Origin of the sequence: Serratia sp. CC22-02 (assembly GCF_900182895.1) — a bacterium.
Classification (GTDB): Bacteria; Pseudomonadota; Gammaproteobacteria; order Enterobacterales; family Enterobacteriaceae; genus Serratia; species Serratia nevei.
Genome location: NZ_FXUD01000001.1, coordinates 969,015 through 994,765, shown reverse-complemented (window position 1 = coordinate 994,765; position 25,751 = coordinate 969,015). Strand labels below are relative to the sequence as shown.

The 25,751-nt window shown below is 61.8% G+C and carries 28 protein-coding genes; 15 read left to right on the top strand and 13 right to left on the bottom strand.

The features are described from left to right. Nucleotides 1-7: 7 nt before the first annotated feature. From QOL81_RS04775 to dhbA, 5 genes are all read left to right on the top strand, one after another. Nucleotides 8-1,471 carry an anion permease gene (locus QOL81_RS04775; RefSeq protein WP_004940821.1) on the top strand — a complete coding sequence of 488 codons (1,464 nt, stop codon included), beginning with the start codon at nucleotides 8-10 and terminating at the stop codon, nucleotides 1,469-1,471. A gap of 146 nt (nucleotides 1,472-1,617) precedes the next feature. Beyond that, a complete protein-coding gene (agp, locus tag QOL81_RS04770; RefSeq protein WP_283439688.1) occupies nucleotides 1,618-2,847 on the top strand; it encodes a bifunctional glucose-1-phosphatase/inositol phosphatase in 1,230 nt (409 codons plus the stop codon). A gap of 161 nt (nucleotides 2,848-3,008) precedes the next feature. Next, entirely contained in the window at nucleotides 3,009-3,701 is a 693-nt protein-coding gene (locus tag QOL81_RS04765) for a 4'-phosphopantetheinyl transferase family protein (protein WP_187322571.1), read from the top strand. Between the two features lie 189 nt (nucleotides 3,702-3,890). Then, a complete protein-coding gene (locus QOL81_RS04760; protein WP_283439687.1) occupies nucleotides 3,891-5,081 on the top strand; it encodes an isochorismate synthase in 1,191 nt (396 codons plus the stop codon). A 100-nt stretch (nucleotides 5,082-5,181) separates the two neighbouring features. After that, a complete protein-coding gene (dhbA, locus tag QOL81_RS04755) occupies nucleotides 5,182-5,940 on the top strand; it encodes a 2,3-dihydro-2,3-dihydroxybenzoate dehydrogenase (RefSeq protein WP_283439686.1) in 759 nt (252 codons plus the stop codon). Between the two features lies 1 nt (nucleotide 5,941). Here the strand turns inward: dhbA and rarD are convergent, their stop codons facing one another. Beyond that, nucleotides 5,942-6,820, bottom strand: coding sequence for an EamA family transporter RarD (rarD, locus tag QOL81_RS04750; protein WP_283439685.1), 879 nt, complete (start codon nucleotides 6,818-6,820; stop codon nucleotides 5,942-5,944). 139 nt (nucleotides 6,821-6,959) lie between these two features. On the opposite strand from rarD, the gene alkB reads away from it, so the two are divergent. Beyond that, nucleotides 6,960-7,607, top strand: coding sequence for a DNA oxidative demethylase AlkB (gene alkB / locus QOL81_RS04745; protein ID WP_049199131.1), 648 nt, complete (start codon nucleotides 6,960-6,962; stop codon nucleotides 7,605-7,607). Here the strand turns inward: alkB and QOL81_RS04740 are convergent. Further along, the gene (locus tag QOL81_RS04740) at nucleotides 7,590-8,525 is read right to left on the bottom strand and encodes a LysR family transcriptional regulator (RefSeq protein ID WP_060439549.1); all 936 of its coding nucleotides are present in this window, start codon (nucleotides 8,523-8,525) and stop codon (nucleotides 7,590-7,592) included. The genes alkB and QOL81_RS04740 overlap by 18 nt on opposite strands. A gap of 85 nt (nucleotides 8,526-8,610) precedes the next feature. On the opposite strand from QOL81_RS04740, the gene QOL81_RS04735 reads away from it, so the two are divergent. From QOL81_RS04735 to nadS, 3 genes are all read left to right on the top strand, one after another. Then, complete coding sequence (locus QOL81_RS04735) at nucleotides 8,611-9,240, top strand: alanyl-tRNA editing protein (protein ID WP_283439743.1); 630 nt, start codon at nucleotides 8,611-8,613, stop codon at nucleotides 9,238-9,240. Nucleotides 9,241-9,305: 65 nt separating this feature from the next. Further along, nucleotides 9,306-9,629: a type II toxin-antitoxin system RelE/ParE family toxin gene (locus tag QOL81_RS04730; RefSeq protein ID WP_283439684.1), complete on the top strand. Its 324-nt coding sequence runs from the start codon at nucleotides 9,306-9,308 to the stop codon at nucleotides 9,627-9,629. 37 nt (nucleotides 9,630-9,666) lie between these two features. Next, nucleotides 9,667-9,963: a NadS family protein gene (nadS, locus tag QOL81_RS04725; protein ID WP_060420390.1), complete on the top strand. Its 297-nt coding sequence runs from the start codon at nucleotides 9,667-9,669 to the stop codon at nucleotides 9,961-9,963. A gap of 7 nt (nucleotides 9,964-9,970) precedes the next feature. Here nadS and QOL81_RS04720 read toward each other — a convergent pair whose 3' ends face one another. Further along, complete coding sequence (locus QOL81_RS04720) at nucleotides 9,971-10,213, bottom strand: hypothetical protein (RefSeq protein WP_025303447.1); 243 nt, start codon at nucleotides 10,211-10,213, stop codon at nucleotides 9,971-9,973. Between the two features lie 303 nt (nucleotides 10,214-10,516). On the opposite strand from QOL81_RS04720, the gene QOL81_RS04715 reads away from it, so the two are divergent. Together QOL81_RS04715 and QOL81_RS04710 are read left to right on the top strand one after the other, a co-directional pair. Further along, the gene (locus tag QOL81_RS04715; protein ID WP_283439683.1) at nucleotides 10,517-11,425 is read left to right on the top strand and encodes a WaaZ-like lipopolysaccharide core biosynthesis protein; all 909 of its coding nucleotides are present in this window, start codon (nucleotides 10,517-10,519) and stop codon (nucleotides 11,423-11,425) included. Further along, nucleotides 11,403-12,626, top strand: coding sequence for an O-antigen ligase family protein (locus QOL81_RS04710; protein WP_060439553.1), 1,224 nt, complete (start codon nucleotides 11,403-11,405; stop codon nucleotides 12,624-12,626). The genes QOL81_RS04715 and QOL81_RS04710 overlap by 23 nt, the downstream gene beginning before the upstream one ends. On the opposite strand, the gene QOL81_RS04705 is transcribed toward QOL81_RS04710, so the two are convergent. From QOL81_RS04705 to QOL81_RS04665, 9 genes are all read right to left on the bottom strand, one after another. Further along, complete coding sequence (locus tag QOL81_RS04705) at nucleotides 12,550-13,665, bottom strand: glycosyltransferase family 9 protein (RefSeq protein WP_087763152.1); 1,116 nt, start codon at nucleotides 13,663-13,665, stop codon at nucleotides 12,550-12,552. The two genes, QOL81_RS04710 and QOL81_RS04705, sit on opposite strands and share 77 nt — an antisense overlap. Nucleotides 13,666-13,799: 134 nt before the next feature. Continuing rightward, nucleotides 13,800-14,993, bottom strand: a complete 1,194-nt coding sequence (locus QOL81_RS04700) for an ABC transporter substrate-binding protein (RefSeq protein ID WP_102984416.1) — start codon at nucleotides 14,991-14,993, stop codon at nucleotides 13,800-13,802. 30 nt (nucleotides 14,994-15,023) lie between these two features. Further along, entirely contained in the window at nucleotides 15,024-16,052 is a 1,029-nt protein-coding gene (locus QOL81_RS04695) for a CobW family GTP-binding protein (RefSeq protein WP_283439682.1), read from the bottom strand. Then, a complete protein-coding gene (locus tag QOL81_RS04690; protein ID WP_283439681.1) occupies nucleotides 16,049-16,360 on the bottom strand; it encodes a hypothetical protein in 312 nt (103 codons plus the stop codon). The genes QOL81_RS04695 and QOL81_RS04690 overlap by 4 nt, the downstream gene beginning before the upstream one ends. 17 nt (nucleotides 16,361-16,377) lie before the next feature. Next, nucleotides 16,378-17,124: an SDR family NAD(P)-dependent oxidoreductase gene (locus QOL81_RS04685; RefSeq protein ID WP_283439680.1), complete on the bottom strand. Its 747-nt coding sequence runs from the start codon at nucleotides 17,122-17,124 to the stop codon at nucleotides 16,378-16,380. Nucleotides 17,125-17,138: 14 nt separating this feature from the next. Then, nucleotides 17,139-17,918, bottom strand: coding sequence for an SDR family NAD(P)-dependent oxidoreductase (locus QOL81_RS04680; protein WP_141959684.1), 780 nt, complete (start codon nucleotides 17,916-17,918; stop codon nucleotides 17,139-17,141). Nucleotides 17,919-17,960: 42 nt separating this feature from the next. After that, a complete protein-coding gene (locus QOL81_RS04675; RefSeq protein ID WP_087763148.1) occupies nucleotides 17,961-19,301 on the bottom strand; it encodes an MFS transporter in 1,341 nt (446 codons plus the stop codon). Between the two features lie 35 nt (nucleotides 19,302-19,336). After that, nucleotides 19,337-20,218, bottom strand: a complete 882-nt coding sequence (locus QOL81_RS04670) for a polysaccharide deacetylase family protein (RefSeq protein ID WP_025303429.1) — start codon at nucleotides 20,216-20,218, stop codon at nucleotides 19,337-19,339. Nucleotides 20,219-20,280: 62 nt separating this feature from the next. Continuing rightward, nucleotides 20,281-21,648: an amidase gene (locus QOL81_RS04665; RefSeq protein WP_283439679.1), complete on the bottom strand. Its 1,368-nt coding sequence runs from the start codon at nucleotides 21,646-21,648 to the stop codon at nucleotides 20,281-20,283. A gap of 346 nt (nucleotides 21,649-21,994) precedes the next feature. Between QOL81_RS04665 and QOL81_RS04660 the strand changes: the two genes are divergently transcribed. Further along, nucleotides 21,995-23,005 carry a GntR family transcriptional regulator gene (locus QOL81_RS04660; protein WP_087763146.1) on the top strand — a complete coding sequence of 337 codons (1,011 nt, stop codon included), beginning with the start codon at nucleotides 21,995-21,997 and terminating at the stop codon, nucleotides 23,003-23,005. Between the two features lie 14 nt (nucleotides 23,006-23,019). On the opposite strand, the gene QOL81_RS04655 is transcribed toward QOL81_RS04660, so the two are convergent. Then, a complete protein-coding gene (locus QOL81_RS04655; RefSeq protein WP_283439678.1) occupies nucleotides 23,020-23,655 on the bottom strand; it encodes a flavodoxin family protein in 636 nt (211 codons plus the stop codon). Between the two features lie 115 nt (nucleotides 23,656-23,770). Between QOL81_RS04655 and QOL81_RS04650 the strand changes: the two genes are divergently transcribed. The 3 genes from QOL81_RS04650 to QOL81_RS04640 all read left to right on the top strand — a co-directional run bounded on the left by QOL81_RS04650 (nucleotide 23,771) and on the right by QOL81_RS04640 (nucleotide 25,748). Then, nucleotides 23,771-24,667: a LysR substrate-binding domain-containing protein gene (locus QOL81_RS04650; protein WP_070914582.1), complete on the top strand. Its 897-nt coding sequence runs from the start codon at nucleotides 23,771-23,773 to the stop codon at nucleotides 24,665-24,667. A gap of 69 nt (nucleotides 24,668-24,736) precedes the next feature. After that, nucleotides 24,737-25,324 (top strand): nitroreductase family protein, encoded by a 588-nt coding sequence (locus tag QOL81_RS04645; protein WP_033635168.1) that lies wholly within the window; start codon nucleotides 24,737-24,739, stop codon nucleotides 25,322-25,324. Nucleotides 25,325-25,454: 130 nt separating this feature from the next. Further along, the gene (locus QOL81_RS04640; protein WP_038878018.1) at nucleotides 25,455-25,748 is read left to right on the top strand and encodes a DUF2623 family protein; all 294 of its coding nucleotides are present in this window, start codon (nucleotides 25,455-25,457) and stop codon (nucleotides 25,746-25,748) included. Nucleotides 25,749-25,751: the final 3 nt, after the last annotated feature.

Sequence of the window (25,751 nt, the reverse complement as noted above, 5' to 3'; positions counted from 1 at the left end):
AGTCCCTATGTCCCAAACCCAGGAAAAGATCTGGAAAGCGATAGCGCCGCTGGCGGTGCTCGCGATCCTGTTATTGATACCGGTGCCCGACGGCATGCCGCCGCAGGCCTGGCACTACTTCGCCATCTTCGTGGCGATGATCGTCGGCATGATTCTGGAGCCGATCCCGGCCACCGCCATCAGCTTTATCGCAGTGACCGTCAGCGTGCTGAGCGCCAACTGGGTGCTGTTCGGCGCGCAGGAGCTGGCGGAGCCGGGCTTCAAGGCCGGTAAAGAGGCGCTGAAATGGGGGCTGGCGGGCTTCTCCAGCACCACCGTCTGGCTGGTGTTCGGCGCCTTTATCTTCGCGCTGGGCTACGAGGCCACCGGGCTGGGGCGGCGCATCGCGCTGTTCCTGGTGAAGTTCATGGGCAAGCGCACGCTGACGCTGGGCTATGCGGTGGTGATCATCGATATCCTGCTGGCGCCGTTCACGCCGTCCAACACCGCGCGCACCGGCGGCACGGTATTCCCGGTGGTGAAAAACCTGCCGCCGCTGTTCGATTCCTTCCCCAACGATCCCTCTTCACGCCGCATCGGCGGTTACCTGATGTGGATGATGGTGGTCGGTACCAGCATCAGCTCCTCGATGTTCGTCACCGGCGCCGCGCCGAACGTGCTGGGCATCGAGTTCGTCGGCAAGATCGCCGGGGTGCACATCAGCTGGATGCAGTGGTTCCTGGCGTTCCTGCCGGTCGGCCTGCTGCTGTTGATCATAGCGCCGCTGATCTCCTACTACCTGTACAAACCGGGCGTGACCCACAGCAGCGAAGTGGCCGCCTGGGCGGATACCGCGCTGGGGGAAATGGGCAAGCTGACGCGCAAGGAATACACCCTGATCGGCCTGGTGCTGCTTAGCCTGTGCCTGTGGGTGTTCGGCGGCAAAATGCTGGACGCCACCGCGGTGTGTCTGCTGGCGGTGTCGCTGATGCTGGCGCTGCACGTGGTGTCGTGGAAAGAGATCACCAAATATTCCAGCGCCTGGAACACGCTGGTTAACCTGGCGACGCTGGTGGTGATGGCCAACGGCCTGACGCGTTCCGGCTTTATCGACTGGTTCGCCCAGACCATGAGCACCCACCTGGACGGCTTCTCGCCGAACATGACGGTGGTGGCGCTGGTGCTGGTGTTCTACTTCGCCCACTACCTGTTCGCCAGCCTCTCGGCGCACACCGCCACCATGCTGCCGGTGATCCTGGCGGTCGGCAAAGGGTTGCCGGGCGTGCCGATGGAGCAGCTGTCGATGCTGCTGGTGCTGTCGATCGGTATCATGGGCGTGCTGACGCCGTACGCCACCGGCCCGGGGGTGATCATCTACGGCTGCGGCTACGTGAAGTCGAAAGACTACTGGCGCCTGGGCGGTATTCTCGGCGTGGTGTATATCGCCGCGCTGCTGCTGATCGGCTGGCCGATCATGAGCCTGTGGTACTGAGTTGAAGCCACGCGGCCACCGCCCGGTGGCCGCGGTTACGATCCTTTCCCGTGAACCCTGTCACACACTTGTCACACTAACCCCGCCATCATACTCGGGCAAACGCTAACACCTTAAAAATAATCATTTTCCGGGAGCCTCTGCGGATGAGAAAAAAAACGCTATTGCTGTGCCTGCCTTTGTTATTCACCGGGAGCGCGCTGGCGGACGCCGGCGGTTATCAGTTGGAACAGGTGCTGGTCATGAGCCGCCATAACCTGCGCGCGCCGCTGGCCAACAACGGCAGCGTGCTGGCGCAGTCTACGCCGAAGGCCTGGCCGGCCTGGGAAACGCCGGGCGGCCAGCTGACCACCAAGGGCGGGGTGCTGGAAGTGTATATGGGGCACTACTTCAACGGCTGGCTGAAGCAGACCGGCCTGTTGCCGCAAGAGGGCTGCCCGACCGCCGGCAGCGTGTACGTCTACGCCAACAGCCTGCAGCGCACGGTCGCCACCGCGCAGTTCTTCAGCAACGGCGCGTTCCCCGGCTGCGACGTCAGCGTGCACCATCAGGACAAGATGGGCGAGATGGATCCGACCTTCAACCCGATCATCACCGACACCAGCGAGGCCTTCAACCAGCAGGCGCTGGCGGCGATGAACGCCGCGCTGGGCTCGCTGAAGCTGGACGCCTCTTACCAACAGCTGGCGAAGATCATCGACTACAAGGATTCCGCCGCCTGCAAGACCGACAAACACTGTGACCTGACCAAAGAAGCCAGCGTGATGAGCGCGGTGCCGGGCAAAGAGCCGGGCGTCTCCGGCCCGCTGCGGGTGGGCAACTCGCTGGTGGACGCCTTTATGCTGCAGTATTACGAAGGTTTCCCGATGAAAGAGGTGGCCTGGGGCAAAATCGCCACCCCTCACCAGTGGCAGCAGCTGGCGCAGCTGAAAGACGGCTATCAGGACTCGCTGTTCACCTCGCCGGTGGTGGCGCAGAACGTCGCCAAGCCGCTGCTGACTTACATCAACAACGCGCTGCTCGGCGAGCGCAAATCGGACGCGCCGAAGCTGACGGTGCTGGTCGGCCACGATTCCAATATTGCCTCGCTGCTGTCGGCCATGCAGTTCCAGCCGTATCAGCTGCCGCAGCAATACGAGAAAACGCCGATCGGCGGCAAACTGGTATTCCAGCGCTGGCGCGACGCGCAAAACGACCGTGAATTGCTGAAGATCGAGTACGTCTATCAGTCCACCGAACAGCTGCGCAAGGCGACGCCGCTGACGCTGCAAACCCCGCCGCAGCGGGTAACGCTGGCGCTGAAAGGCTGCCCGATCGACAAGGACGGCTTCTGCGCCTGGAGCGATTTCGAAAAGACCATGAAAGGCATCTTGTAATGCCCAGCCTCTCTCCCGCGCGCGGGGGAGAGGCCTCTCCCCATCCCGGCTAACGCGCCGCCACGCAGGCCTTAACGCCATTTATTTTGCCCAGGGTCATTGTTGCAGGCCGTTTCGGGGGCTAACATCATCAGCCTGCCTGTTTATCATGGATACCGCCGTTGCCCACTTTTATCCGCAATATCGAATTTTTCACGCCGGACGGCTATCCGGGCCAGGTGGCGCGCTGCCATTTTGCGCTGGCGGAGTATCGTGACGAGCGTTTTCCCGAGGCGGGCTTTGCGCTGCCGGATCATCTGGCACGTGCGGTGCCGAAGCGCCGCGCGGAGTATCTGGCCGGGCGTGTTCTGGCGCGGCAACTGTTGGCGCCGCTCGGTTTTGCCGACTTCACCCTGGCGCGCGGCGAAGATCGCGCGCCGCAGTGGCCACCGGGCATCGCCGGGGCGCTGAGCCATAATTCGGATACCGCGCTGTGCGCCGTGCACCGCGAGAGCGGGCTGGGCGGCGTGGGGCTGGATGTGGAGACGCTGCTCTCCGACGTGCGGGCGGAGGAGCTGTGGGGGGCGATCGTTTCCCCGGCGGAGCGCGAGGCGTTGCTGCGCGAGGCGCTGCCGTTCAATGAACTGCTGACGCTGACGTTTTCCGCCAAAGAGAGCCTGTTCAAGGCGCTTTATCCGCAGGTGCGCTGTTACTTCGATTTTCTCGATGCGCGCATGGTCGCCGTGGATATGCAGCGGCAGACGTTTGTATTAGCGCTGCTTAAGACGTTGACGCCAGATTGCCCCGCCGGCCGCCGGTTTAACGGGCGTTTTTGGCGTGAAGGTGACGATGTCACGACTTTTATTTTCTGCTAAAACACAATAATAACAGTGTGTTATTTCTTACTTTGCCGTAACGCGGATTTGCCGCAGCGGGCGGAAAGATTCATTCATCGGAGATTGACCCACGGTGGGGATCCGGTGTAATTTATCCTCCTTTTATAGCTAATGATAATTATTCGCATAAACATTATCATTGGTAAGGCGCAACAAAGGAGTGGTCTAGTGGCGACACTGACGACAGAAAACCAAACCTTCCCCGGGTTTGTGTACGCCGAACAATCGACCTTTTTGTACCGGTCCGAATTCCGTTCCCTCTCCGCCGATGGCGTGTTCGAGCGTATCGAGACGCCGGCGTTCGGCGGTGAGCAGGAAGGCAGCGCGCTGGCGCAGCATATCCGCCAGGCGCTGGCGCGCGCCAAAGCCGCCGGCCAGGAGACGCCGGTGGTGGTGGGCGCCATTCCGTTCGATACGCGCCGGCCTTCCAGCCTGTACGTGCCTGAAAACTGCCAGTTTGTCGCCAACGACAGCTTTACCCGCGCCGCGCGCCCGATGCTGCAACAGCCGCATCGCCTGGCCGCCTGCACCAGCATTCCGGACGAGCCGCGCTTCAAGCATGCGGTGGCGGAAGCGGTCAGCCGCTTTAAACAGGGCAAGCTGGACAAGGCGGTGCTGTCGCGCATCCTCGACATTGAGCTGGAGCAGCCGGTGGCGGGCCACCAGATCCTCAATAACCTGATGGTGCAGAACCCGACCGGTTATCACTTTTCCCTGCCGCTGGCCGATGGCGGCGTGCTGATCGGCGCCAGCCCGGAACTGCTGATCCGCAAGCAGGGCGGCGAGATCCACACCAATCCGCTGGCGGGCTCCGCGCGCCGTCAGGACGATCCGCAGCAGGATCGCCTCGGCAGCGAGCGCCTGATGCGCTCGACCAAAGACAAATACGAACACAAGCTGGTGATCGACGACATTCGCCGCCACCTGGCGCCATTGTGCGCCAGCCTGAGCGTGCCCAGCGGCCCGTCGCTGCTCAGCACCGGCACCATGTGGCACCTGTCCACCCGCATTCGCGGTGAGCTGCTGAACCCGAATCTCAACGTGATGCAGCTGGCCTGCCTGCTGCATCCGACGCCGGCGCTGTGCGGCTTCCCGACCGAGAGCGCCCGCCAACTGATCGTCGATCTGGAACCGCACGATCGCGGCCTGTTCAGCGGCATCGTCGGCTGGTGCGACGCCAACGGCGACGGCGAGTGGGCGATCGTCATCCGCAGCGGCCTGCTGCGCGGCAACCGGGTACGGCTGTTCGCCGGCGCGGGCATCGTCGCCGCTTCGACACCGCAGTCCGAGTGGATGGAAACCGCCGCCAAACTGGGCACCATGCTCAACGCTTTCGGCCTGAACAGCGGCGCGCTGTAGGCCTCTTTGCGGCGCAGTGCGCGCCGCGTCATACGCTTTCGCAGGAGACAACGATGAACAACAACATGACCCGGCAGCGTGCCCGGATGGCGGTGTGCGCATGAGCATTCAAATGGATTTCACCGGCAAACGCGTGTGGGTGACCGGCGCGGCGCGCGGCATCGGCGAGCAGATCGCCCGGCATTTTTTGACGCAGGGCGCCGAGGTGGTGGGATTTGACCGCGAGTTCGCCAACCCGGATCTGCCTTACCCTTGCGTGACGCTGGACATCAGCCGGCCGGAGCAGGTGGAGGCGGTGTGCCGCCAACAGCTGGCGGAGAACCCGCGACTGGACGTGTTGGTCAACGCCGCCGGCATTCTGCGCATGGGCAATACCGAAGATCTGAGCGTGGATGACTGGCATCAGTGCATCAACGTCAACGCCTCGGGGGCGTTTTACCTGTTCCGCGCCGTGCTGCCGCACTTCAAGGCGCAGCGCAGCGGGACGATCGTCAGCATCGGCTCCAACGCCGCGCACGTGCCGCGCGCGCAGATGGCGGCCTACTGCGCCTCCAAGGCGGCGCTGACCAGCCTGAACCACTGTGTGGGGTTGGAGATGGCGCCGTTCGGCGTGCGCTGCAATCTGGTGTCGCCGGGCTCGACCGACACGCCGATGCAGCGCGGCATGTGGCAGACCGACGACGCGCAGCAACGCACCATCGCCGGCTTCCCCGAGATGTTCAAGCTGGGGATCCCGCTGGGCAAAATCGCCCGCCCGGATGAGATCGCCAACGCGGTGTTGTTCCTGGCCTCCGATTTGGCCAGCCACATCACCATGCAGGACATCGTGATCGACGGCGGCGCCACGCTGGCCGCCTGAGTCAGACCCGCTGGCGGCGCAGCAGGTGCTGCGCGCCTTCCGCCGCCAGCAGCAGCACCGCCAGCCAGATCGCCAGATAGGTCGGCCATTCGCTTTGGCCGATGCTTTCGCCGAGCAGCAGCGCGACGATCACCAGCAGCACCGGTTCCACATAGCTCAGCAGGCCGAACAGGCTGAACGGCAGCAGGCGGCTGGCGAGGATGTAGCACACCAGCGCCACGGCGCTGATGACGCCGAGCAGCGGAATGCGCCAATACAGCTCGGCATTGATCTGCAGCGCCGCTGCGCCGCCGTCGCCGAAGGCGAACCAGGCCGCCGGCAGCAGCATCAGCGCCAGCTCGCACCACAGCCCGCCGAGATTGTCGGTGCCGAAACGCCGCCGCAAAATAAAGTAGAGCGGATAGCCCAGCGCCACCACCAGCGTCGGCCACGAGACGCCGCCCGCCTGATACAGCTCATTGCCCACCCCCACCATGGCGCACGCCACCGCCAGCTTTTGCAGCAGCGACAGCCGATCGCGGTAGATCAAACGGCCCGCCAGCACCATGGTCAGCGGCAGCAAAAAATAGCCGAGCGACACGTCGAGCGCCTTGCCGTGCAGCGGCGCCCACAGGAACAGCCACAGCTGCACCCCCAACAGCGCCGAGGTGAGCAGCAGGCCCAGCAGGCGCTGCGGCCGTTGGCCGATCCAGGCCAGCGTGTCTCCCACCTTGCGCCAATCGCCGGACAACGCCATAAACAGCGTCAGGAACGGCAGCGTCAGCAGCGTGCGCCAGCCGTAGACCTGCTCGCCGTTCAGCGGGGTGAGGGTAGAGGTGAAGTAATACATCGCGCCGAACAGGATGGAGGCGACGACCGAAAGAGTGATGCCCTTAATCACACGCATTCCTGGTGAGTGATTGATTTTATGGCGGCTACTGTAGAGAAATTTGCCGCCAACGACAATGGCATTGCCGGGCGCTGGACAATCGGCGGCGGCGGGTTACAATGATTACTGTGTATTCATACAGGCTTTGGCGATGACAATCGATCTTTTTGAAGACGCGCTGCCGCCGCCGTGGCGCGAAGAGATCGCCCCCGGCGCGGTGGTGATGCACGGCTTCGTGCGCGATCACGGGCCGGAACTGCTGGCGGCGGTGCAGGGCGTCGTCGCCCAGGTGCCGTGGCAGCATTTGACCACCCCCGGCGGGCACGTGATGTCGGTGGCGATGAGCTGGTGCGGCAACGGCTGGACCAGCGACAGCCGCGGTTACCGCTATTCGGAACGCGACGCGCGCAGCGGTAAACGCTGGCCGGCCATTCCCCCCATCCTGATGGCGCTGGCGGACGAAGCCGCGCAGCAGGCGGGCTTCGGCCCCTTCGTGCCGGATTCTTGCCTGATGAACCGTTACGATCCGGGCAGCAAGCTGTCGCTGCATCAGGATAAAGACGAGCACGACTTCGGTGCGCCGATCGTCTCGGTGTCGCTCGGGCTGCCGGCGGTGTTTCAGTTCGGCGGGCTGCAACGCAGCGACCGGGCGCGGCGCATCCCCTTGGCGCACGGCGACGTGGTGGTATGGGGCGGCCCGGCGCGGCTCTGTTTTCACGGCATCCTGCCGGTCAAGGAAGGCTACCACTCGCTGGTGGGGCCGCACCGCATCAACATCACGCTACGCAAGGCGCTTTAGCTGTGGCTCCTGCGCCAGGCAGGCGACGAGATAGTCGATAAACACCCGCAGTTTGGGCGGCAGATACTGGTTAGGCGCGTAGAGTAACCACAGGCCGCCGTGATAGCTGCTGAGGAAATCCCATTCCGGCAACACCTGCACGATCTCGCCGTCGTCGAGCGCCTGGCGGGCGGTAAAATACGGCAGGCTGCCGATGCCGATATGCTGTTTCACCGCGTCCAGCCGCACGCCGGTGTGGTTGGCGGCGTAGCGGCCGCGCACGTTGACCGTCACCGTTTTGCCGCTGCGGCGGAACTTCCATTGCGCGTCGCTCGGCGTTTCGCCCAGATAGATGCAGCTGTGCGCCGCCAGATCGTGCGGGTGCTGCGGCGTGCCGTGCTGCACCAGGTAGTGCGGCGTGGCGCACAGCAGATGGTCTATTCTCATCAACTGGCGGCCGATCAACCCGGGCGACGGGCGATCGGTGATGCGCAGCGCCAGATCGACCCGATCGTCGATCAAATCCATGTAGCGATCTTCCAGCCGCAGCCTCACGTCCACCTTCGGGTAGCGGCGCAGGAACTCCGGCATGTGCGGATGCAGCACGAAGCGGCCCACCGCCTTGGGCACGCTGACGCTGACCAGCCCTTCGGGCTCCACGGCGCCGCGCCCGCCGATCGCCATGACCGCGTCGGCCGCCGCCAGCAGGGTGCGGCAGTGCGCAAACGCCTCTTCGCCGCTTTCGCTCAGTCGCAGTTTGCGGGTGGTGCGGTGCAGCAGCTGCAGCGCCAGCGCCTGCTCGAGCTTCGCCACGCTGCGGCTGACGGCGGAAGGCGAGGTGCCCAGTTTACGGGCGGCGGCGGAAAAGCTGCCGCTCTCTACCACCTGAACGAAAACGGCCATTTCGGGCAACAGGGCGTAAGAAAGATTTGTGCTCATGACGCAAAGGTCCATTGTGATGGCGGCGGATTATCCCTCGATTATGACATGAATATAATGGCTCTTCGAACCGAGGAGAAAAATGATGACCGAACGACGTTATTACTACAGCGACGATGTACAGGGCCAGGCGCAGGTGTTGAGCTGCGCGCCGGCCGAGGCGGGCGCTTACGCCGTGGTGCTCGACGCCACGCTGTTCCACCCGCAGGGCGGCGGTCAGCCGTCCGACGTGGGGACGTTAGGCGGCGTCGTCGTGCTGCGGGTGCAGCAGCAAGGGGATACCGTGCTGCACTTTACCGCCGCGCCGCTGCCGCTCGGGCCGGTTACGATGCAAATCGATGAAGCGCAGCGCCGCCTGCACGCCCGCTGGCACTCCGGCGGGCATCTGATCGGCTGGCTGGGAGAAACCCGAGGCTGGCGGCCGGTCAAGGCGCATCATTGGCCGGGGGAAGGGCGCATCACGTTTACGCCAGGGCCGGATGCGCAGACGGTAGAAGCGGACTTTTTGCAGGCGGAGCTGGCGCGTTTGATCGCCGCCGATTTACCCCGCCGCCAACAGGCGGTGGAGGGGATGCGCCAGGTCGGCTTCGGCGAACTGCCCGCCTACGGCTGCGGCGGCACCCATGTCGCCACGCTGGCGGAGGTGGGGGCAATTGCGATCACCGGCGTAAAGATGAAGAAAGGGCAGCTGATCGTGCAGTATGAGCTGGGGTGAACCCCCTTGATTATCGTACCCCGTACGAGTAGGCTGGAGGGAACGCCTCGCAGGAGGCGATGATAATGGACTATCTGGAGTTTATCGAAACGACCGTTTTCAGCCGAAAGCGGGCTGAATTGATGAAGGATGATGACTTTCAGGCTTTCCAAAGCTATTTGCTGTTGAACCATCATGAAGGGGATACGATCAGCCACACGGGCGGATGCAAAAAGATACGCTGGGGGCTGGACGGAAAGAGAAAACGCGGCGGCGTAAGAGTGATTTATTATCTGACGGCGCCCAGCGGCCGAGTCTATTTATTGTTGATATACCGTAAAAATGAAAAGGATGATTTATCCGGACAGGAAAAGGCGATATTGAGATCCATCGTTCAACAACTTGATTAACGATGGCGAAATGGCGTGACGAAGGAATTAAAGCATTATGAAAAAAGAACTTTTCGACGATTTGGTCAGCAGTATGAACGAAATGGTGGCGATCGAAAAGGGTAAGATGACGCCAAAATCCGAGCATGTTCACCGTCATGCTATTCCAGACGTCAAGCTGCTGCGCAAATCCCGTGGGATGAAGCAGGCGGAGTTTGCCAAGGCTGTGGGGGCCAGCGTGGGACTGGTGCAAAGCTGGGAGCAGGAACGCCGCATACCCTCGGGGTCGGCACTGAAACTTCTGCTGCTGATTGAGCGTAACCCGGCATTGCTCGATGAGTTGCTGGTGATTTAAATCATACTCAGCGCCCGGCCTGCCGCAGCTGGGTGCAGAACGCGCATTGGCATCCCGCTACCGGCACCGCCGCGCAGCTGCCGATGTTCACCGGCTGGGCGTCCATGGCGTGAAAGCCGTAAAACAGATTTTCGATGTTTTGTTCCGCCGCGCGCGCCTGTTCCGGGCGCGGTTCGGGCACTTTTGACTGAAACGCCGCGGCCTTGCCGGCCAGCAGGCTGAGAAACAGCAGCGACAGCTGGATTTTCATCGTCGTCTTCCTTTGGCTGAAGTTGTGATACGTTATAACAAAACCCCATCAATGCCAAGCGGCGGTGCCGCTGTCACTCACGTTATTTTTACGCGCTGCAACAGTTTCTCATTCAATTAACACTTCGACATAGCTCTTGTCGATACGCTGACTAATAATTCAAATTACAAAAATTGCCTCATTAAACGAATATTTAGATACTCGCTGTGCGGCCTGGCCAGTGCTGACACGTTTTAAATTCTGAGCATACAGAAAGATGCCTCTGTAGGTATCGTCACGCACTCTGGATAGGACATCGCCACCATGGGCTCTTTTTTTAAGCAGGTCTACCGCTATTCCCACGCGCGCCCTTATCGGCATAACGAAAACCTCTGGCCCTATGTGAAGATCGCGCGCGGCGAAGGCGGTGAAATCGCCGCCTTATGGTACAAGCACCGGCCGGTGCCGATCGTCCCGTTGAGCGAACTGCGCAGCAGCTGCCGGGGGGAGGCGCTGCTGACGGCTACCGGCCCGTCGGTGAAGGCGCTGCGCTTCGAAAATATTCCCGCCATGCCCGCCATCGGGGTCAACGGCGCCTATTGCCTGCATCGGCAGGTGGATTTTCGCTTCTACGTCATCGTGGATATGGGGTTTATCGACAGCCGCCCGGAGATCGTGCGCGACGTCATTCAACGGCCTGAGCTGACGCTGTTCACCACCGTGCACGGCGTGGCGCGCATTCTCGATCGCTTTGGCCCGGCGGCGATCGGTTGCCGATTGGCGATCGTCGAAGACGCGGCCTGCAAGATTTACCGCCCCCGGATCGACAGCGGCGCGCTATGGGAGCACTACTGCCGGGAAAACGGCGTGGTCTTTGCCGCCGAGAGCCGCATGCTCGGCTTTAGCCAGGATATCCGCTGCGGCATTTTCGATGCCGGCACCGTGGCCTATTGGGCGCTGCAAATTATCGCCTATCTCGGCTTCAAGCAGCTGTTTATCGCCGGGCTGGACATGAACAACTTCCACCAGCCGCGCTTTTACGAAACGGAGCAGGATCGGTTGCCCACGTTCCTGGCGGACAAGGTGGAGTCGCTGGTGATCCCCGCTTTTCGACACGCCGGCGCGATCATGAAAAAGCAGCAGATCGCGATAAAAAACCTCTCCCTGCACAGCGCTATCGGCAGCGATATCTTCGAGAAGGTGGACGGCAATGTTTACTTTCAGCAAGCCTGAGCGGTGTTATCGCTTCGGCAGCGCGCTGTTTTTAGCCTTCGCGTTTTTCAGCGCGATCTTTTGCGGGCAGACCCGCGTCAACAACCTGTTTCATTTGGCGGCGCTGCTATGGCTGGCCGCCGTATTCACCTGGCCGCCGCTGCGGCGGCAGCTGTGGGCCAATCGTCAGGCGCGCTGGGGTGGCGGGCTGGCGCTGATGTTTTTGCTTTATTATTCCCTCAGCGCGCTGTGGGGCGAGACGCCGGGCGACATGCCGTCGGCCCTGACCCACAGCGCCTATATCCTGCTCTACCTCGCCTGGCTGGTGACGCTGCTCGACGGTGAGCGGCGTCACCAACTGCAGTGGGCGATGCTGGCCGGCATGACGGCGCTGTGTCTGTATCTGACGCTGGTCGACGCCCCGTCGATTTATCATCTGCGAGAAACCACCGCCCGCAATCCGGGGCCGAGCAACGTGATCGATCTGGCCGGTTACGCCGCCATCGCCATTTTGTTGAGCCTGATGATTTTCCGCGATACCGGGCAAAAAGCGGCGCTGTGCTTTATCCCGCCGCTGCTGGCATTCATGGTGCTGACGCAAAGCCGCGGCCCGCTGATCGCACTGGCGCTCGCGGTGGTAGTGGCGATGCCTTATCGACACCGGCCGGGACGGTGGCTGTGGTTTCTGTTGCCCGGCGCGCTGGCTGTGGTTCTTGCCGTCGTTTACAGCGCGATCGGCGAAATGTTGCTGACGCGTTTTGGCGAGCTGTATCAACAGAGCTTTGTTCGCATCAGCATTTGGCGCCACAGCCTGGCGCTGATCGAACAGGCGCCGTTCTTCGGCTACGGCTTTGATAAGCAGCTTAACTTTCTCAATTACACCGGCGAGCTGAACCACACCACGCACAGCCTGTACCTCGGCGCGTTGCTGAAGGGCGGCTGCGTGGGTTTCCTGTTGCTGCTGGCGCTGCTGGGATATGGCGCGCGGCTCGCCATCGCACACTGGCGCGCAGGGCGGCGCTGGGAGGCGGGCCTGTTTCTGTTTATGCTGGTGTTCTACAGTTCGCAGGGCATGTTTGTGATCGCCAATCCGGCGGAGTTTTGGTACCTGTTTTGGCTGCCGCTGGCGCTGCTGCTGTCGCAGCCTAAACGGCGGCCGATCGGGACTGTGCAGACGACAGCGCCGCCAGCGTCTTCTCCCACACCTGTTCCGCCGCGATAATACTAAGCGGTTGGCGGCGCTCAGCGGCACTCAGCGCGGCGCTGTCAACCGGCACGTGCATCACCTGATGCCGTTCGCTGTCCTGATAGGGGCCGGTATGCCGCGGGTTAGCGGTGACGAACAGGCTGACGGTGGCGGTTTTCAACGCCACGGCGAGGTGAAGCGGCCCGGTATCGCCGGTTACCAGCACCTGCAGATTGGCGATAGTCGCCAGCAGTTGCGGTAACGTGGTCGCGCCGATATGGCTTACCACCCGCTGTTGCTGTTCCTCGCTCAAACCTGCCATAAATTCCCGTTCGAGGCTGCGCTCCGCCTTGCTGCCAATCAACGCGATCTGACAGTCGGGGGAGTGCGCCAGCAGCCGTTGCGCCAGCTCAACAAAGCGATCGACCGGCCAGCGGCGCAGCGTTTCGGAGGCGCCCATCTGAAAGCCGATCAGGATCTTGCCCGCCGGTTTCGCCAGCGCGGGAAAAGCGACCGGGATGAACATGTCAGGATTGTCGGTACGGCACCCCAATTGCCCCACCATATCCAGCTTGCGCTGAATCAAATGGCCGTCGCTGCTGTGGCTGACGCCGGTCAGCCAGCGCTCCATGCCGCTCGGTTTGTTGCCGTAAACGTCTTTGAACAGGTATTGGCAACCGGCGGCGATGGCGACCAGCACGTCGTAAGGCGCCTTCGAGTGCAGGATGACCGCCAGCTGTGGCCGGTTTTTTCGCAGGCGCCGGATAACGGCCAACATGTCTTTGGCCTTGTGGTCCCAGTAAATCACGTCATGAAAGCAGGGGCTGCCTTCGACCAGCTGCCGGTTTTTATGGCTGGAGACCAGCGTGATTTGCGCGCTGGGATAGCGTTCGCGCAGTGCGCGGATGGCGGGCGTATTGAACATCAGATCGCCGAGGGCGCTGGTGGAGAAAATCACGATGCGTTCAAAGGATTGCTGCGGATCGAAGCTCGCTGCGGGCCGGAAATTGCCCGCGATGCGGGTATAGAGACGTAAACCGGCGTTGGCCGCCGCTATTTTCCACTGTTTAGACATTGCAGTTCGCTTCCGCTTGAGATCGGCGGCCACCGTCTGGCGCCGCGTCGTATCATACAAGCGCGGCAACGGCGGGCCAATGGCCCGCAACAGATTGCGACAGATGCTAACGTTATGTTTGCAATTGCTGCCGGTCAGGCGCGAAGAAAATCCTGCCAGCGTCGTACCAGATAGTTATGTTCATCCATCACGGAGTTCCAGACGGCAATGTGACTCATGCGCTGCTCATAGCTACCGCCATCGCGGATTTCTCCTTTAGCGATGAGCGGGTTGCCGTAAGCGTCCGGCAAATCTTCACTGGCGGCTTTGCCGGCATACCAGTAATCCCATTCGGCGGCCGACAGGTAAGGCCGGCTGCGCTGGGGATTGGAAATATAGTACCCCTGCCTGGCCATCACTGCGCCCGGCCATCCGGATTGCCACCAGTTGAGGTAAGCGTAGGCGGCGTCGAGCGTTTTACCGGTGGCGCAGCGTGAAAGCGACAGGCCGCCGTACCAGGCGCGGTAGCCTTCACGCGGTGTCGCCAGCCGGTAATCTTTTTGCCGCGAGTGATGACGAAAATACGTCGGTGCCCACAGGCTTTGGATATTGACGCGCGGATCGTCAATCAACCGGCAGGCTTCGTCCTGGCTGGTCCAAAATGCGGCGAAGTGCCCCTGGCGATGCAGCAGGGACAGTACGTCGGTCAGGCTGTCTATCTCCTCCAGGCTGAGGTTGCCGACGTTGGCGAAACGCGCGAGCCCTGCGCCTTGCGCAGCCAGAGCCGCATCCAGCCCGCCCATCGCCGCATCGTCCTGCAGCGCCGACTGGCCGGAAAATGCCGGGTGCAGCAACCATCCCCAGCTTTCTTCTTCGTCGTGAAGCGCAGGCGGCAAGCGAGCTTCATGATAGGCGAAGCTGTCGGCGTTATGCGTCAGCGGCAGCATGCTGATGTGATCGGTGGGCCGGCTGTTCAGACTACGGTCATGTTGGACATACAGGCGGTTTACCGGCACGCTGCCGTCACCCAATCGCCCGCCGGGAAACAGGGCGCCGAGTTTAGGCAAATCGTTAATCTCGTCCCAGTAAGCCAACCTTTTAATTTCCAACGGCTGGATGGCTCGTGCTGGCCAGACAAAATCCACGTTGTGAAACCATTGGTCGTAGAGATCGTAACGCTCCGGGTGCATAACGGCGATACGCTGGGCGTCTTGCACATCGTGAATGTGATATTCGATATGCAATCCCAGGTCCTGCTCTGCCCGTTGACGCAACAGTTCGAGCAAGGTCACCGAAGTACCCAATACCCGTAACGTAGGGCGACCGCGGGGAGAAGGTGTCGAGGTCATGAGGTGGCAGCTCCGTCAAAGGGGGGGCCATCAGAAGGATGGCTGCGTAAAAGGGTGTAGAAAACGTTGAAATGCGTTCTGCAGCCGCTTGGGGTCAAGGCCGCGCAGAATGAAGACCAACTGCGTGTGCCGCTGGCCGTCCGGCCAGGCGGCAAGATGTTCCGGGGGATGCAGACTGTGCTGCACGCCGTGGATCACCACCGGCGTATCGCTTTCCAGCACGTTCAGCATGCCTTTTATCCGCAGTATAGATTGCCCGTGACAATGCAGCAGCATCGACAGCCAGACGGTGAAAGCCGACCAGTTTATCTGTTGCTCGAAGGTGATGATACAGGTCTCGGTGGTAGGGTGCGTCTGCTGTCCTGGCGGGCTGTGACGTGTTGCCCCCTGTTTGGGGGGAACGGCCGGCCAGCGCCGAAAGCGCATAGGCACCTGTGGGCGGGATGGGGTATCGAACAGACTGAGATCGCCCTTGGCCAATTGGTGGCTCATGGCGGTTTGCGCGAGCGGATTCAATTGCTGCAGGTACGCCAGTAACGCAGGCCCTTCGTCGGCCGGCACGCGATCGGTCTTGCTCAGCACCAGCCAATCGGCGGCGCTGACCTGGGCCAACCATTCGGGATGATGGTTGGCTTGCTGCCAGGCATGTTCGCTGTCGATCAGCGTGACCATGGTACCGGGAACGAAATGGTACTGTAACTGCCGGTCCTGCAGCAGTGTGGCAAATATCGGTGCCGGATCCGCCAGGCCGGTGGTTTCCAGGATCACTTTGTTGAATGGCGGCACCTCGCCACGTTGACGGCGTTCATGCAGCGCCAACAACGCCTGTTTCAGCTCGCCGCGGATCGCGCAGCAGACGCATCCTCCGGGCAACAGCACGGTGTCCGGTGCTATCTCCCCCAGCAGCAAATGGTCGATGCCGACCTCACCGAATTCGTTGACCAGCAGGGCGACATCATCCAGGTTCTGCCCTGCCAGCAAACGTTGGAGCAAGGTGGTTTTACCGCTGCCCAGGAAACCGCTCAACACGTGTACCGGCAGTTTATCTTCTGGGTTCATGGCGCCTCCGCAGAAGAGATGAGGGCGGTGAGATAGCGTTCATCGAGCGGGTCAATCGGCCGTTTCAGCAGCCGTTCGGCCTCTTGCCAAAGCTGATCCAGGCGGGTAACGATCGCCTGCTGCCCGGTAGCGCCGGCCAGCAGCCAACTGCTGCCGTGGATGTCGCTTAGCGTCAGTTTTAAGGGGGCCAGAGCGCGATTCAGTATCGCCAGCTGTTGCAGCCGACGCTGGCGCATGGGCAGGCCAGAATGCCGCAACGGATCGCTCCATTGCGGCGTATCGTTCAACAGTCCGCAGAGTCCGCACATCGTTCGGGGTTCTCCTCTCAGGGCATCACATCGCCGGCGTTAGGCCCCAGCGTTTGGCCGACGAACAGGTTGCCGCCCGGCTCACTGGCCAGCAGCAGCGCCACCGGCGCGATTTCCTCGGCGAGGCCGAACCGTCCCAGCGGCAGTTCATTCGCTTTGGCCTCTTTCCAGGCGTCGCTGATGCCGGCTACCAACGGGGTCATGATCGGGCCGGGGGCAATGGCGTTTACCAGCACATTGTCGCAGGCTACTTCAAGCGCCAGCGACTTGGTGAAGCCGATCACGCCGGCCTTGGCGGCGGCATAGTGGCTCAGTTCGGCGCCGCCTTTAATGCCCAATTGCGAAGCGATATTGATGATGCGCCCCCAGCGTTGTCGGCGCATATAAGGCAGGGCGTGCTGCGAAGCGAGGAAAACGCTGCGCAGATCGACCGCCATCATCTCGTCCCACATCTCCAGCGTCAGTTCGCTGCAGGGTGCCTGGGTTAGCATGCCGGCGTTATTAATCAGAATGTCGATACCGCCTAACCGCTGCAGGCATGCCTCCACGCCCCGTCGGGCGCCCTCCGGTTTGCCGACGTCGGCGACGGTGCCATGGCAGGTTGCGCCCTCTGTCCGACAGCGTTCGACGATAGCGTTCAGCCCGGCGCCGTCGCGGTCGCTCAGCATCAGCGCCGCCCCCTCCCTGGCAAACGACAGGGCAATCGCGGCGCCTATGCCGCTGGCGGCGCCGGTGATCGTTGCGCGGCGGTGTTTCAATATCATATTTTCCTCCCCGCTCATTCTGGCCAGCGAACCGTCAGGCCGCCGTCGATAATCAGGCTTTGCCCGGTGATGTACGAGGCTTCGTCGCCGGTCAAGAAGCGTATCAGGGCGGCGACCTCCTGCGGCCGTCCTACGCGCCCCAGCGGAATGCCTCGTGCGGCTTTGGCCAGGCCCGCCGGCCCCAGCGAGTGGGTTTCATCCAGCGACTGCGGCGTTTCAATCAAACCGGGGATCACCGCGTTGCAGCGAATGCCGCGCGGGGCTAACTCCACCGCCAGTGAACGACAGATGCCGGGGATACCGGCTTTAGCGGCGGCGTAGTGGGCATGATCTTGCCAGCCGTAGACCCCACCGGCGATGGAGGATACCGCCACCAGGCTGCCGCCGCCGCGCATCTGGCCGATCGCCGCGCGAAACAGCCGCATCACGCCGCTGAGATCAACATTGAGCATTTCATGCCACTGTTGGTCGCTCATCTCTTCCAGCGGTGAGCGGCGCAGCAGGCCGGCGTTGGCCACCGCATAGTCGACGCGGCCGAAGTGTTCTGCCGCGCGCAGGGCAAAGGCTTCCACCGAGGCGGTGGAGGCCACGTCCAGTTCCAACCACAGGGCATCGCCGCCGGCGCTGGCGACGCGCTCCGCCGCTTGCCGATAGTCATGCGGATCCTGGGGAAAATAGCCGGCGGCGATCCTGACGCCACGGCGAGCATACTCTTCTGCCAGGGCCAATCCTATGCCACTGGCTGCACCGCTGATCAGCGCCACCGGTTGAGATGAAGATAATTTTTCAGTCATAAACGAGTCCTCGAACATGAGGGGACTCCCCCCCTCGATGACTTAGTGCACGCTGTGCGGCGCCACATGGCGGGCGAACAGCATGATGATGCCGGAAGCGAAGCAGGGCACGGCGCCGAACCACAGCGCGGCGGTTTGCCAATGGCCGCCGTCACTGAGCACGGTGGTGGTACCGATGCCGGCGATAATGGCGCCGATCGGCCCCATCGCGCCGATAAGCGCCCCGGCCGTGGCGCGGATGGCGGTAGGGAAGCTTTCGCTGATGAAAAACAGCGCCGCCGCATAGGGGCCGATCAGAAAGAACAAACCGATGCTGTACAGCGCGACGATCGTCGGGAGGTTGCTGGGGCAGAAAAGCATCACGGCGAATGACACGCCGCCGATCATCCAGCCGACGGCGATGGTATTGCGGCGACCGAAACGATCGCCTAACCAGCCGTGCGTCAGGTAGCCGCAATAACCCACCAGGTTGGACAGCACCAGAATCAGCAGCGAGTTGGCGAAGGAGACGCTGTGCACTTTAGTCAGAACCGTCGTGCCGAGCACGCTGAAGATTTGGATGGCGAACCAGTTGATCAGCACGGCGCCGCCCAGCACCAACGTGGCGCGCAACGAAGCGCCGCGGAATGCGGCTGACAGCCCGGCATGCTGATGCGCGTCATAATCGACCTGGTAATCGCGAGCGACCTGCCGAGCTTGCTCGACATCACCGAGATGGCGCAGTTGATGGATGTGCCGGTGGATTTGAAACTGCGGGGTCTCTTTCAGTTTCAACGCCAGCAACGCGATGATAAACGACGGCAGTGCGGCGAAAATAAAACTGCCTTGCCAGCCTATGATCGGCATCAGTAATGCTGTCAGCGCCGAAGCGACCAGCGCGCCGACCGGCCAGCCGCCCTGGACCAGACTGTAAATGAATCCCTTGCGGCGATTGAGGGCCGGATCGTCGAGAGCGGCGTAGATCTCGGTGAGGTAGGTGGCGTTAACGGTTTGTTCCGCGTAACCCAGCCCGGCGACGGAACGGATGCCGATCAGCGCACCTTTCCCCCAGGCACCGCCGATCGCAGTCAGCAGCGAGCAAACGGCGGCGCCACCGACGGTAACGACGATGCCCAGCCGCCGGCCGAGTTTGTCGACCAGCGGGCCGATAGCCAGCGCGATGATCGCGCCGCCTACCGCCACCCAGGTGGCCAGTTCGGCCTGTTCTACTTCGCTCCAGCCAAAGTGATCGCCGATTTCCGGCAGCAATGTGCCGAAAAGAATGAAATCATAGACGGCGAAGACCCAGGCGAAGAAGGCGATCCATGTTGCGAATTTGGCGTCCCTGATGGTTAATTGCTGGGGTTGCCAGCCGTTGACCGTTGTCTTTTTATAGAGGCTCATGTTTGCTGTCACTCATGCGGTGGAAAGCGGCAGTTTCAGACTTTGCGCGGCATACGGCGCAGGTAGTCGTCGGCGATTTCATCAAAGGTCACGAAGCGAACCCCTTGATGGCTCTGGATATGTTTGATCAGGCGCTCCAACATCAACAGCACCTGCGGGCGGCCGGAGACGTCGGGGTGAATGGTCATGGTGAAGACGGCATAGTCGTGCTCGCGGTAGACCCAGTCGAACTGATCGCGCCACATTTCTTCGAGATGGCGAGGGTTGACGAAGCCGTGGCTGTTGGGGGATTTTTTGATGAACATCATGGGTGGCAAATCGTCCAGATACCAGTTGGCCGGGATCTCCACCAAATCGGTCTCTTCACCGCGCACCAGCGGTTTCATCCAGCTGTCGGGATGTTGGCTGTAGTTGATGCGGGTCCAGCTGTCGCCGACGCGAACATAATAAGGGTGGAAGTCGTTGTGCATCAGGCTGTGGTCATACTTGATGCCTTTCTTCAACAACAGTTCGTTAGTGACGTTGCTGAATTCCCACCAGGGCGCGACATAGCCGGTAGGGCGCTTGCCGGATAATTGTGTCACCAGCTCAATACAGCGATCGAGGATTGCCTCTTCTTGCGCCGGCGTCATGGCGATCGGGTTTTCGTGGCTGTAGCCATGCACGCCGATTTCATGCCCGGCATCCGCGACCGCTTTCATCTGTGCCGGGAAGGTTTCGATGGAGTGACCGGGAATAAACCAGGTGGTGCGCAGGTTGTGATCGGCGAACAGCTTAAGCAAGCGCGGCGCCCCCACTTCACCGGCGAACATGCCGCGTGAAATATCGTCGGGTGAATCTTCACCGCCGTAAGACCCCAGCCAACCGGCAACGGCGTCCACATCGACGCCGAATGCGCAAAGTATTTCTTTAGCCATGTCGTTATCTCCTTAGTGTGCGAACAATCGCGAGAGCCGGCCGCAACAGCGGCCTGCGTGGGTTAATTCTGTTGCGTCAACCGATATTCGATACTGAGTGCCATTCGGAGCAGACGCTCATCGTCGCCGGCCGGCAGCGACAGCAGTGCGCTGGTCGCCAGACCATCGCCATCATGGCCGGTAGGCATGGCAATCCCCGGCATGTCCAGCAGGCTGCCTGGCATGGTGAGCCGCAAGGTGGCCAGATTGGCTTGGGCAAACAGCGCCGCGTCGTTTTCCAGTGCGGCCAGCGGAGGGGCGACGTGGGCGACGGTCGGCGTTATCAGCAGCGCACCGGCCAATTCATCGCGCATTTGCTGCTGCCAGCCGGCGCGCTGGCGCAAAAACTGCGCCAGCAGATCGGCGGGGAGCGTTTCCGCCGCCAGTAAACGGCTGCGCACGCGCGGATCCATACTCTCGGCCAAGGGGCTGTGCAGGCGTTCCCGATGCTGTTCCAGCGCTTCTGCGGCGCCCGGCCACCCTCGTTCGGCTATCCAGATGAGCGCCTGACGCAGCGCGGCGACCGGACGCTCGTCAATACGTGCGCCGGCCGCGCTCAGGTGCGCCAGAGCCGCCTGCAAATTTTGGCGGACTGCGGGTTGTACATGCGGATCGTGCAAGACGTCGGGATCGACCCGCAGCGTCATGCCCGTGAGCGGATAGGGCGACAGCGGATGGGGTGCGGGTACCAGCACCCGGTCGAGAGCGATCGCGTCGCGAACGCTGCGGCAGAGGGGGCCGAGGGTATCCAGGCTGGGGGACAACGGAAAAACGCCGTGCCGACTATAGCGTTGGCGACTGCTGCGGTAGCCAATCAGTCCGTGAAAGGCGGCGGGTATGCGAACGGAACCGGCGGTATCGGTCGCCATGGCTATGGGGACGATACCGCGCGCGACCGCGCTGGCCGAACCGCTGGACGATCCGCCTGGTGCGCGAGCCGTGCCGTGGCGATCCAAGAGAGCAGGGGTGCCGAAGTGTGGGTTAAGGCCAAGACCGGAATAGGCGAACTCGTTGAGATTGGTTTTGCCGATGCTGACCAGCCCGGCCTTCTGAAGCTGCGCGATCGTCGCCGCATCGTGTGTCGCCGGCGGGGCGGTGGCTCGGGTCGCGGACCCGGCGCTGGTTTGCGTTGCGGCCATATCGAACAGATCTTTCACGGCCATGGGAATCCCATCCAGCTCGCTGAGCGGCGCATTGCGGCGCCAACGTCGGGTCGCTTCAGCCGCTTCGCGGCGGGCGCGATCCGGGGTCAGACAGATGAAAACCGTTGGCGCTTCGGCGGCTGATGACAACGCGTGTTCCACAAGTTCGCTCGGTGTCAGCGTTCCTTTGCGAAACGCGCTCGTCAGCTGAATGGCATCAGGGAGGGCATGCCAAGGCGTGTGATTCATAGAATTACCCTAAAATGTATGTTTTGGTAAAAGGTACATTTTAAGGTAGCAAGCTGAATGCCAGGTTGTCATTATCCTTGGTTAAAATTCGTGCTGAGTTGTGATCGAAATGATAAATAACGCGTTATTTAGGCTGAAAAAGGTGATGGGTAGCGCGTTTTTCGTTGGTCGAGCACGGTATTGAAAATGTATTTTTATTTAAATTAGCCGTTATGGTGCAAACCAGGGGGCAATTGCCCTCTGGAGGGGCAATGACGGGATAACAACGAGTGAGCGCCAACTTGGTGGGTGGAGTGTGCCATAATGCCAGTCACTCCATGGGGAACGGTGGTTGAGTGACGAGCTAATGGAAAAAACGAGAGTGGAGAAAAGCAGCGGTGAAGTGCGCGCCGGCGCGCGTTATGAAATGATCCGACAAACCCTGGATGAGGCCATTCGTGCGGGGTCGGTGCCCGCAGGATTGGTATTGCTTGAAGGGCCGCTGGCGGACATGTTCGGTACCAGCAGGGTACCGGTTCGCAAAGCGTTGGGGCTGCTCCATCAAGAGGGGCTGATAGCGCGTTTCGAAGGCCGAGGTTTTATCGTGACGCCTGAAGGGGGCGAAGTAGAGCCGCAGCGTTTGCCGCTTAACCGAGCCGTGTTGGGATTGTGCTCGCAGGAAGAATTGGTGGATACCCGTAGCACGAGTGAGAAGGTATTCAGCGATCTGCAGGAGGCGTTGTCTACCTGCATGGTGTTTGGCCACTACCAGGTCAATGAAGCCAGCGCGGCGGAATTTTATAATGTCAGCCGCAGTGCCATTCGCGAAGCGTTGATGAGGCTGCGCGATCAAGGGCTGGTAGAGAAAGAGCCCTATGCGCAATGGCTGGCCGGGCCACTCACCGCCCGAGAAATCACCGATCATTATGAAATTCGAGCCTGTCTGGAGCCCGCGGCCTTGCTCAAGGCGGCACCCCATCTCTCGCGCCAGCATGTGTTAGACAGCCTGGAACGCCTGACTCAGCTGGAACAGGGCACATTTTCCCTGGCGAGCCTGGAGCGGGTAGAGGAAGACTTGCATATCCATTGTCTGGCGCCGGCGGGGAATAAAACCCTGCTGGGGGTGTTGCGTCAAAGCCAGTCGCCGCTCATCGTCACGCGTATTTTCTACGATATGCTGGGGATTAAGGTTGAGGAAGCGATGTTGAATGAACACCGCCTGGTGTTGCAGATGTTGTTGCAGGGTGCCAACGACGCGGCGGCGCTGGGGCTGCAGGAGCATCTGCGTCGCGCACAGATGCGTACCTTGCAACGGCTGAAGGTCATTTCGGTATTGCCGGAACCCGCCTTGCCGCCTTATCTGTTGCGGCTGAGTTAGGCCGGGCGCCGCGCTTACTCCTCCCAGACCTGCGTACTGCGCGGGCTGTCCATCTGATAATCCGAATAGGGGCGAGTGAAGAACTCGCGCCCCAGTTCGCGGGCGGCCTGCAGCGGATTGCGCGGATCGCGGGCGATCTCGCCGCGCTGGTTGCCGGCGCCGTGCACCATGCCGACGAACGCGGAATGGGTGTAGCGGCTGAACTCCTGGATCTGATGCACGATGCCCAGCGCCGCGCCGGGGTAGGTCTCTTCCGACGCTACCGCCAGCCCGATACGCTTGCCGCTCATGCGCTGGTGTACCTGTTCCGCCTGAGGGTAGGCGTTGGAATAGAAGCTGAACGAGCGATCGAAAAAGGCTTTGGTTTGCGCCGACATGCCGTACCAGTAAATCGGCGTGCAGAATACCGCGCCATCGGCCGGCAGGAAGTGCTCCAGGAACAGCTCGGCGTAGCGATCGGCCGGCGGCGACGTGTGGCGTTCATCGCTCAGAAAACCGCTCAGGTAATCATCGAGAAAGTGCAGGCTGGCGGACGAGCCGGCTTCGGCGGCGCCCGCCAGGATCGCCTGCGCCAACGTGGCGCTGTTGCCGTCGCGGCGCGGGCTGCCGACTAGCACCACCAGACGTTTGGATTGATGAGTTGTATTCATGTCATGTTCCTCGGTATGAAGTGGATTCAGCCCTACTCTAGAAACAAGTGCCGGCGGGCGACAAATGACCGCTTTTCTGCCAGGATGATTTCAACTCATCTCAAGAGGCTTCGCCATGTTTGCCACGCTGCCCGTCAACGCATTACGCACCTTTGAATCCGCCGCTCGCCTGCGCAGCTTCAAGCTGGCGGCGGCCGAGCTGGCGGTGACGCCGACGGCGATTTCGCACCAGATCAAAGCGCTGGAACAGCAGTTGGGGTTTGCGCTGTTCGAGCGGGTGCCGCGCGGCGTGCGGCTGACGCCGAAGGGAGAAACGCTGTTTGCCGGGGTGCACGGCGCGCTGCTGGACATCGCCGCCACGCTCGAGGGCCTGCGGCCGCAGCCCAGCACCGGGTCGCTGTGCGTCTCGGTCACGCACTCTTTCGCGGCGCTGTGGCTGGTGCCGCGCCTGGGGCGTTTCTACCAGGCGTACCCACACTATCTGGTGCGCCTGGAGGCCTGCGCCGAGGTGATCGATCTGCAGCAGGACGCCAGCGTGGACGTGGCGGTGCGTTACAGCCGCGCGCAGTATCCCGCGCTGCATCAGACGGCGCGGCTGGAGGAAAGCTTTGGCGTCTACGCCGCGCCGGATCTGGCCGCCGCCGAGCCGGAAAACCCGGTGCTGATCACCGTCAAGTGGGGGGATTCGGCGCTGTACGACAGCGGCTGGCGCGACTGGTGCCGGGCCGCCGGCGTAGACTGGTGGCAGCGCCATGCGGCGATGCGCAGCTATCACGAGGAGCATTACGCCCTGCAGGCAGCGGTGGCCGGGCAGGGGCTGGTGCTCGCCAGTTCGGTGATGGTGTCCGATATGGTGGACAACGGTCTGTTGGTGGCGTACCGGCCGGAGGTGCGCGTACCGGGCGCCGCCTACAGCGTGCTGTGCGCGCCGGGGCGCGAGCGGCATCCGCCGGTCAGGGCGTTTCTCGCCTGGCTGCAGCAGGAGCTGTCGCAGGGCAATGGCACGAAATAAAAGTTTTATCGTCCTAAGCTGTGGGAATATCAGCGAACTTTTGTTTTTACTTCACTGCGAGAACCTATCATGAGCCAGCCAAGAACCTCCGATTACCCGATTGATGCGCAATTTATCGAACGCTGGTCGCCGCGCGCGATGGCCAACGACGCCATCGACGATCAAACGCTGCTAAGCTTTTTTGAAGCGGCGCGCTGGTCGCCATCGGCCTACAACATTCAGCCGTGGCGCTTTGCCTACAGCAAGCACGGTTCCGACAGCTGGGAGAACTACCTGGAATTCCTGATCGACTTTAACCGCGGCTGGGCGCAACACGCCTCGGCACTGGTGGTGATCGTCTCCAAAACCACCAGCCTGAACGGCGAGCGGCTGGTGGACAACCCGACCCACGCGTTCGACACCGGCGCCGCCTGGGCCAGCCTGGCGCATCAGGCGCACCTGAAAGGCTGGTTGACCCACTGCATGAGCGGCATTCACCACGACAAGATTAAGGCGGCGCTGCAGCTGCCGGACGACTATGCGGTGCACGCCATGGTGGCGATCGGTAAACCGGGCGACAAGGCCCGCCTGCCGGATTTCCTGCAGGAAAAAGAGGCGCCGTCGGGCCGCCTGCCGCTGGGCAAGACCGTCAGCGAAGGGCTGAATTTCACGCTGTGATTGCCCGCTTTCCCTCAGGCCCGCTTGGCGGGCCTTTTTTATGCGGCGAGTAAAACTTAGGGAGTATGTTCTCGTTCGCCCATTCGCTGTATATTTTATTATATAGCGATGGCGTAATGAGGAGGAAACCGTGGGTGACCATTTTGGCAAAGGGCTGTTGGCGGGGCTAAAGGCGGAAAACCTGAAGCCGGAGACGGAGCTGTCGCGCTTTTGCTCCGACTACAAGCGCGGCTTTGTGCTCGGCTATGCGCATCATTTGGCGCAGCGCTGCGGCGACGAAAACCGGGCGGCGTTCGAAGCCGGGCAGCTGAGCCGCGCCTATGGCCTCGGCAGTGAGCCGATGAGCGAGTTCTTTTCCGGCGGCGACAGCCGGCTGGCGGAGAAGTTTTTCCGCGCCGGCTATAACCGGCCGACGCAGGGCTAGCGC